Origin of the sequence: Oscillibacter valericigenes, from assembly GCF_021531435.1 — a bacterium.
Taxonomy (GTDB): domain Bacteria; phylum Bacillota; class Clostridia; order Oscillospirales; family Oscillospiraceae; genus Oscillibacter; species Oscillibacter valericigenes_B.
The window spans coordinates 1-6,605 of record NZ_JAFBIS010000048.1; the positions used below are offsets into that span (position 1 = coordinate 1).

5 protein-coding genes are annotated in these 6,605 nt (G+C 53.6%); 1 reads left to right on the forward strand and 4 read right to left on the reverse strand.

Annotation, left to right across the window (positions count from 1 at the left end):
• The first annotated feature begins 92 nt into the window (after positions 1–92).
• The gene (locus JQM68_RS13300; protein WP_235223508.1) at positions 93–1,244 is read left to right on the forward strand and encodes a hypothetical protein; all 1,152 of its coding nucleotides are present in this window, start codon (positions 93–95) and stop codon (positions 1,242–1,244) included.
• Positions 1,245–1,476: 232 nt separating this feature from the next.
• Here the strand turns inward: JQM68_RS13300 and JQM68_RS13305 are convergent, their stop codons facing one another.
• The 4 genes from JQM68_RS13305 to JQM68_RS13320 all read right to left on the reverse strand — a co-directional run bounded on the left by JQM68_RS13305 (position 1,477) and on the right by JQM68_RS13320 (position 6,519).
• Positions 1,477–2,076 carry a zeta toxin family protein gene (locus JQM68_RS13305; RefSeq protein ID WP_235223509.1) on the reverse strand — a complete coding sequence of 200 codons (600 nt, stop codon included), beginning with the start codon at positions 2,074–2,076 and terminating at the stop codon, positions 1,477–1,479.
• Entirely contained in the window at positions 2,063–2,392 is a 330-nt protein-coding gene (locus JQM68_RS13310) for a type II toxin-antitoxin system RelB/DinJ family antitoxin (protein WP_235223510.1), read from the reverse strand. Before JQM68_RS13310 ends, JQM68_RS13305 begins: the two co-directional genes overlap by 14 nt.
• Before the next feature lie 116 nt (positions 2,393–2,508).
• A complete protein-coding gene (locus tag JQM68_RS13315) occupies positions 2,509–2,718 on the reverse strand; it encodes a transposase (protein WP_328283744.1) in 210 nt (69 codons plus the stop codon).
• 111 nt (positions 2,719–2,829) lie between these two features.
• The gene (locus JQM68_RS13320; protein WP_235223511.1) at positions 2,830–6,519 is read right to left on the reverse strand and encodes an S-layer homology domain-containing protein; all 3,690 of its coding nucleotides are present in this window, start codon (positions 6,517–6,519) and stop codon (positions 2,830–2,832) included.
• Positions 6,520–6,605: the final 86 nt, after the last annotated feature.

A 6,605-nucleotide genomic window follows, 5' to 3' on the forward strand; every position in this document is an offset into this window, starting at 1 on the left:
CCCCTAATTGTAGCTGAGGCACGAGATGGAAGGAAGCCCAGCTGGATGCTGAGCTTCCAACCAAAACTTATTGTAATAGAGGAGGAAGAACGATGATCCGTGTCAGACTGGTTTCCGAGCCGGAATACGAGAAGATGAGGCAGGAACGGACCTGCAAGGAATACTGCGTGGATGATTTCTACGACCTGCTGCGGGAGAAAGGGGACTTCACCGACGGGGACAGCAGCCTGCTGCTCCGGACTCTCCACGGGGAGGACGCCGTGGAGGGGAAGTGGTACAGGCGGACCACGCCCCAGGGAGCGTCCTGCCTGCCCGCCCTCTCCCAGGAGGCCAAGTACGGCCTGGTGGTGCTGGAAAACTCCCGGAATGGGGTCTACACCAATCTGGTGAAGGATCTCTGCGCCTTTGAGGTGGAGGGGCGCATGGACGGCGCGGTGGGTATGCGCCGGGACACGCCGCTGGTCTGGGACGCCTTCGCCGCCATGGACAGGGACGTCCTGCTGACCTTCCGGAAAAAGGAGTTTGACTTTGGGTGGGACATCCCACTGGAGAACGGCTTCATTCTGGAGGGCTACCCGGGGGATGACGGCCCCATGGAGGTGTGGGTGCGTGAGCGGCGTGGGGAAAAAGAAACGGAACACAACGGAATGCCGTGTGTCGACAATTTCTTTTACAAGCTGCAATATAACTGGCGAATGGAGACCGGCGAGCTGCTGGATGTGCTGCAGCGGCTGAACGGCGGCGCAAGACCGCTGGCCAAGGGCCTGTTCCCACTCTCGGAGTTCCAGAAGATGCTGGGGGAGGAAAGGTGGAGCTGGTATCCGAAGCCGGACTGGGGGACGACTGGCGATGGGGAGGAGTCACAGGACATACAGGTCCTAAACCATATGGACCTCCTGCCTGCCGACACCGAAGCCCGGCGGCTGCGGTATCTCATCATCGACAAGTACGCGGACGGAAGCTACTGCCTGCGCAGCGAGATATCGGACAAGTATCCCATCTATGAGGAATTGCTCAGCCGGGCGATGGACCTTGCTGCTCCCGGCGGAGAGTCGCTGGTGCTTCCGGTGGACGTGGAGGAGGTCCTGCTGTGCGCCGGGGACATCAGCAAGGCGGCGTGCGCCTTCCGGGTGGCGGGCAATGTGGTGGAGACCTTCGGTCCGAAGGAGGGACTGGTGGAATTTGAAAAGCTGCTGCGGGAGGCGCTGGACTCCGGCAGGTGCGCTGTCCCGGAGGAGGATTAGGCCCGGAAACAAGGGAAAGCGCCTCATTCGAGGCGCTTTCTTGCTCTGTGATAGACTGAAAAGAATTCCATTTAACAAAAACAACAACACCAGTAGCGCCTTTCAGAACCTGATGGTCAATTCCATCTGTATTGTAAAAGTCGCGGCCAGCCAGCTTGGTACGAGTCCCAGCACTTATGCGATTGAACCGCCGATCGCCGAACGTCACACTCGGTGGTGTGAGAAGACGGGGCTATCGGTCCTTACTCTCGATTCGTTTTTCTTGATCCATCAGCAGAGCAAAAATGTCCTTCTTAGACCATCGCTCTGACGGGAATATCTCCACGATGTTTCCATGCTTAGAGCAGATACAGACGGGATACTCACCGGAGTTGTCGAATATTTTAAGATCATCTGCGATTCGGGCTAACGGAGCAATGTTTTTGAGGGACCGATGATATCGCTCCACGATTTTGTCCTCAGGCACATCGTGTCCGCCGCCCAATGCACGGAATTTGACACGCTGAACGTTAATGGCGCTGTCAGCCGTCAGAACAAATACCGCGAAAATGGAGTAACCTTCGTTTTTGGCACGCTTTAAAAGCTCCAGATTGCGGGGGGTTGAGAGGACTGTTTCGAACGTGAATGAGGACTTCTTTTTGAGGAGATGCTCTCGAATGGCTTCGGCTTCCTGCGCTGCGGCTAAATCAGAGCAGCCGTTCATTGCTTTGATGTCGTCGGCGTTGATATACAAACCAATGGGTTGAACCTTTTTGGTAATTGTGCTTTTGCCAGATCCATTCGGGCCAGCAAATACCAGAATTTGCGGATTTTTCTGCTCAATCGATGACATACTCAACCCGCCCATCCCAGTATTTCTTCATCAATAAACCGGTATCCTTATCGATGGTCGTCACATACTCCATCCGGGGAACAGTATCCCGTTCCTCAACTGCCTGGCGGCAAAGAGCGGTGAATTCCTCTGTGCTCATATCAAAAACGCTCTTCTGCTCGTTTTCCAGAACCACAGGAAACGGAAAGCCTTTTGTTTCATTGAATTTTTTCAGAAGAATATTAACAACCGAGTTGAAAGTCAAACCCATTTGACCTGCGATTCGACAGGTCTCTTCTTTTACGCCATCACTTAGGCGGATTGTATTAGTTGCCATGATTTATTCCTCCTTTTGATTATAGTATATGCTTACTTGATGTGGTAGTCAACACAAAAGAAATCATTTGTGTTACAAGAAGAAAAACCATGGGGCTCGCAGCCCAATGTCATTCGTTATGGTCTCCTTCCCCCCACCTCGAAGAGGTGAACAGTAAAACCTTTTTCCTTTGCTGTCTCCTGTGCCCGCTGATTCATGGCGGCTTCGATTTCCGGAGTGATTACCTTCTTGCGATACTTGACTGACCACACCACATGGTAGTTGATATTGTATACGCAAGTCCTGGAATAAATGAGATTATCCTTCATGCGCATGGTATAGCGCATGAAGGATAATCTCGCAAACGAAGTGGACTCTCTATTATGAAAAGGTTTGAAATCTTTTGCCCGCCTTACTCGGCACACTATGAACCGTGGATGCGGCGGGGTGGGGATTCCTCAGTGCAGCATTCCCGTGGGAAGCGTGACCTTACTCCAGTCGTTGATATCGCCCTGTGCATAAATCGTTCCATTGTTGAACTCGCTGGGGAAATAATCGCCGTTCTCCATATCCAGATGACCCAGTCCAAAGATTTGGATGTGGCCATCATAGTTGTAGATGCGTGCGCGGGCGTTAGTGCCTGCCAGCGTTTGGACCAACGAAGCCTGCGTACCGGTCATCTGTCCAATCTCCAGAGTACCGCGGTTGTTCAGTCCGCACTGCTCGCCCAGCAGCAGAGTTCCCCAAACAGTGAGCGTGCCGCTATTGACGATTTGGCAGCAGTCAGCACGCAGCGTGCAACCCTCTTCCACAACCAGCGCAGCACCGGGATAGATGAACAAGTTGATCTCCTGCGGGATGGTCAGGTCATAGTCCACTGTGACTGTTCCCTCATCCACACTGATGCGGTCAAAGTCCCCATTAACAGCGTTCTTAAAGCCGATGTCAGAGCACACCCAGGCTTCCTTGTGGCCATTTCTGTCAGGCAGGCCAACCAGTACGCCGGAATGCTCCAGTTTGCCGCTGCCGTCATCCTCATAGATGATATGGAACTCGCCGTCGTTGATGACAGTACCGTAATTCTCAAATCCGAAGGACTCGAGGATCCGGACTCTGCCGCGATTGCCGTTGGAAAGATTGCGCTCCGTCACCAGCGTGCCGCCCTCTTTCACCAGGATCCTGCTGTATCTGCCGCTGTCAAAGGACAGCTCACAGCCGGGAGCCACAGTCAGCTTTGCACCATCAGCCACAGTCAGAGTCGTCGGAATGCTGTCTCCGTTCTCATCCTTGCCGTCCACGATACGGTAGCTGGAAAATTCCTCCAAGCGTTTATTCCCGGCGATGGTCATATCCGCGGAAAACTCCAGACGGGAATAGCGGCCTGCCGCGCTCTGCTCCGCCTCAGCTGCCGCGAGCCCGTCTCCACTGTAAACGGCAGCCGTAATGTTTCTACGGTTATTCTCCATCCAGTTGTCGAGATTTGCGAAGCCACTCATATCACAGAACCGGTTATCCGGACTGCCGGTCTCAGCAAAGAACTGATCCACGAAAGAGATGTAATCCGTATTGATGAAGTCATTGGAGTCTGCCACGACCAGTGTACAGGCGGTAAAGATCGCTGCGCGGTAGGTTTCAAATCTACCACCGTCAGGCTGACTGAACCGGACATCCTCAAAGTCAGCATGACGCTGATTGGTGAAGTGGCCTGCGTTGGTAAAGTTACCGCCGATCTGATCGAAGCTGCCATTGGTATTCCGCTTATTCACAATGGTACCGTTATTGATCACTTTACTGGGCGTAAACGTACCTTCCGGAATTGCGATTTCCTCGCCGTCATAGTCCCAGCGATCCGTATGGCGCAGCCGAACGCCAAAATAGCCTTCATTGTTGATCGTTCCATCATTTTGGAGATCCGCACTCTCGATGAGCAGATTGGCACCGTTATTGATTACGCCGGTATTCACCAGCTCGGGGCGGAATGCTCCGATGAGACGGACATTGCGGCTGGCTTCTCTGATGACACCATCGGGCGTTTCCATCACGACCCGATCTTTGTCCGTGATTTGATCGGGCTGGACAAGCTCCAGCGTTCTCTCAATTTCAAACTTTGCCGTGCCGGTCACATCGAAATGGGCCCGTCCATATTCGTCTGTGCGGAAATTGTTGATCGTGCCTTCATTCGTCAGCTTGCTGCCGCGGATAAGAATCCTCCGATAGTTATCCACACGGCCATGATTGTTGAAGTTCGCGGCATGGGCGGGCACATTGGGGACGACGTCCGACATATTGCTGATACGGGAATTGATTTCTCCCAGCTCAAGGGTGCCATAGTTTTCAATCACTGCGTCATTGTCATTTTCCATATTTCCGCCGTACAGCAGGAAATTTCCGTGATTGATCACAGTGCCGCTGTTTTGCAGATCACCCTCGTAGATGTCTACCATTTTGGTTTTGGCATTGGTCAGTGTGCCCTGGTTGAACAGTACACCGCCATCCACCACGGACAAATATCGATAATAATCATTGCTATCGGCATCCGTCTTAGAAGGTGCGGTATTGTTCAAAACAGCACCTGCGCCCACTGTGACTGTGCAGTCATCGATGGTCATGCCGAATTCCACGTTCAGCTCAGTGCCGGCAGGAATGGTCAAATCGGAATCCACATACAGGAATCCTGTGCTGCGGATCCGCTTCTCTCCAGCTTGAATCGCCGCCAGCAGCTCGGCTACACTTGCGACTTCTTTTGCAGCTGCCGCAGAGCCGCCGGAGCTGCTACCGCCGGAACTGCCGCCGGAGCTGCCGCCGGAACTGCCGCCGGAGCTGCCGCCGGAGCTGCTGGGAGTATTCGTCGTCGTACCGGACTGTACCGGCTTGCCGTTAGCAGTCACGCCGGTGGTACCGGAAGCTGTCGTGACAGAAGTGCCTGCTGTATTGATGATAGTATTATCGCCGCTGACAATGGCACTCTGGACCTTGCCACTGCCGCTGATCTCCACGTCATCGGCTGCAGACTTGACCGCAGCCACCGCTGCAGTTTTGGAAACGTCCAGTTTTGCGCTGGTAGCCTGCTCTGTAATCTCCACAGAAGCAATCTTGGTTGTACCGTCCAAAGAGACCTCGGCATTTTCTGCTTTGACAGTCATAGTAGCCACCGTGGCATCTTTCAGGGCAACAGGAATGCTGCTCTCAACAACAACCTTATTGAAATTGCCTTCCAGAATGATATTATCCTGGCCATCATTAATGATGACTGCCTCCACCAGACATCCGCTCTCGGTACGCACGCGCACAGCGCCGGAAGCGCTCTTGCTGACGATTACATTGCCGATTTCGGACCCGTTGATGATCTTGATGGAATGCTCGCCGCCGCCGCGAACCACAACACGGCCCTCGACCGACACATGGTCCAGCGTCACGTCGCCGCCGCCTACGCCATCGCCAATGATCAGATCGCCTTTGACGGTGGCATTTTTCAAAACCACATCAGGCGTATTGATCAGGATGTTGCCATCAGGCAGCTCCGTATAGGTATCTGCATGATTGATGTACTTGGCGATTGTGTTATACATGACCTGGGCAAACTGCTCACGGGTGATAAGGCCCTGGGGATTCAGCGTCTGTCCGTTGCCATTTACATAGCCGGCCTTTACCATGGCGGCCACCTGGGGAACTGCCCAGGCTCCCACCTTATCGGCATCGGCAAAGCGGGCGAGATCCGCAGCGGTGCCATCTTCCAGCTTCAATGCGCGGGCCAGCACCACGAAGGCTTGCTGCCGCGTAATATTGGCTCCCGGCATCATGCGGACGCCATTGCCTTGGAAGGTCCCCATGCGGACTGCCTTGGCCAGTTCGGGCGTAAGCACCGAGCTGGGATCCACATCCGTATAGCCGCTGATATCAGCCTGCTCCGTTGCGCCAAAAGCGCGGTTAATTATAGCTGCCATTTGCGCACGGGTCAGATTGCTTTTGGGATTCAGCCTGCCGCCATTTCCCTGCATAAGACCGTTGTCCACCGCCGCCTGCAGCGCATCGTGAGACCAATAGCCCTGATCCGGCATATCTGCATATTCTGTCTGAACCGCATAGGCGGTCGGCAGTATGCAAATCAGCATAGACAAGGTGATGAGTACCGACAGTATCTTTTTCATTGTACTTCCTCCTCGTATAATAAGTTTTAAAGTTAATAATTCAGATATCAGCAGGCTTTGAGATGCCCGTGATACAATGCTGTCAG

What these genes read in the sequence shown, in the direction of transcription:
- JQM68_RS13300 (WP_235223508.1), top strand. Translation starts at nt 93, where the DNA reads ATGATCCGTGTCAGACTGGTTTCCGAGCCGGAATACGAGAAGATGAGG.
- JQM68_RS13315 (WP_328283744.1), bottom strand. Translation starts at nt 2,718, where the DNA reads ATGCGCTATACCATGCGCATGAAGGATAATCTCATTTATTCCAGGACT.
- JQM68_RS13320 (WP_235223511.1), bottom strand. Translation starts at nt 6,519, where the DNA reads ATGAAAAAGATACTGTCGGTACTCATCACCTTGTCTATGCTGATTTGC.
- JQM68_RS13310 (WP_235223510.1), bottom strand. Translation starts at nt 2,392, where the DNA reads ATGGCAACTAATACAATCCGCCTAAGTGATGGCGTAAAAGAAGAGACC.
- JQM68_RS13305 (WP_235223509.1), bottom strand. Translation starts at nt 2,076, where the DNA reads ATGTCATCGATTGAGCAGAAAAATCCGCAAATTCTGGTATTTGCTGGC.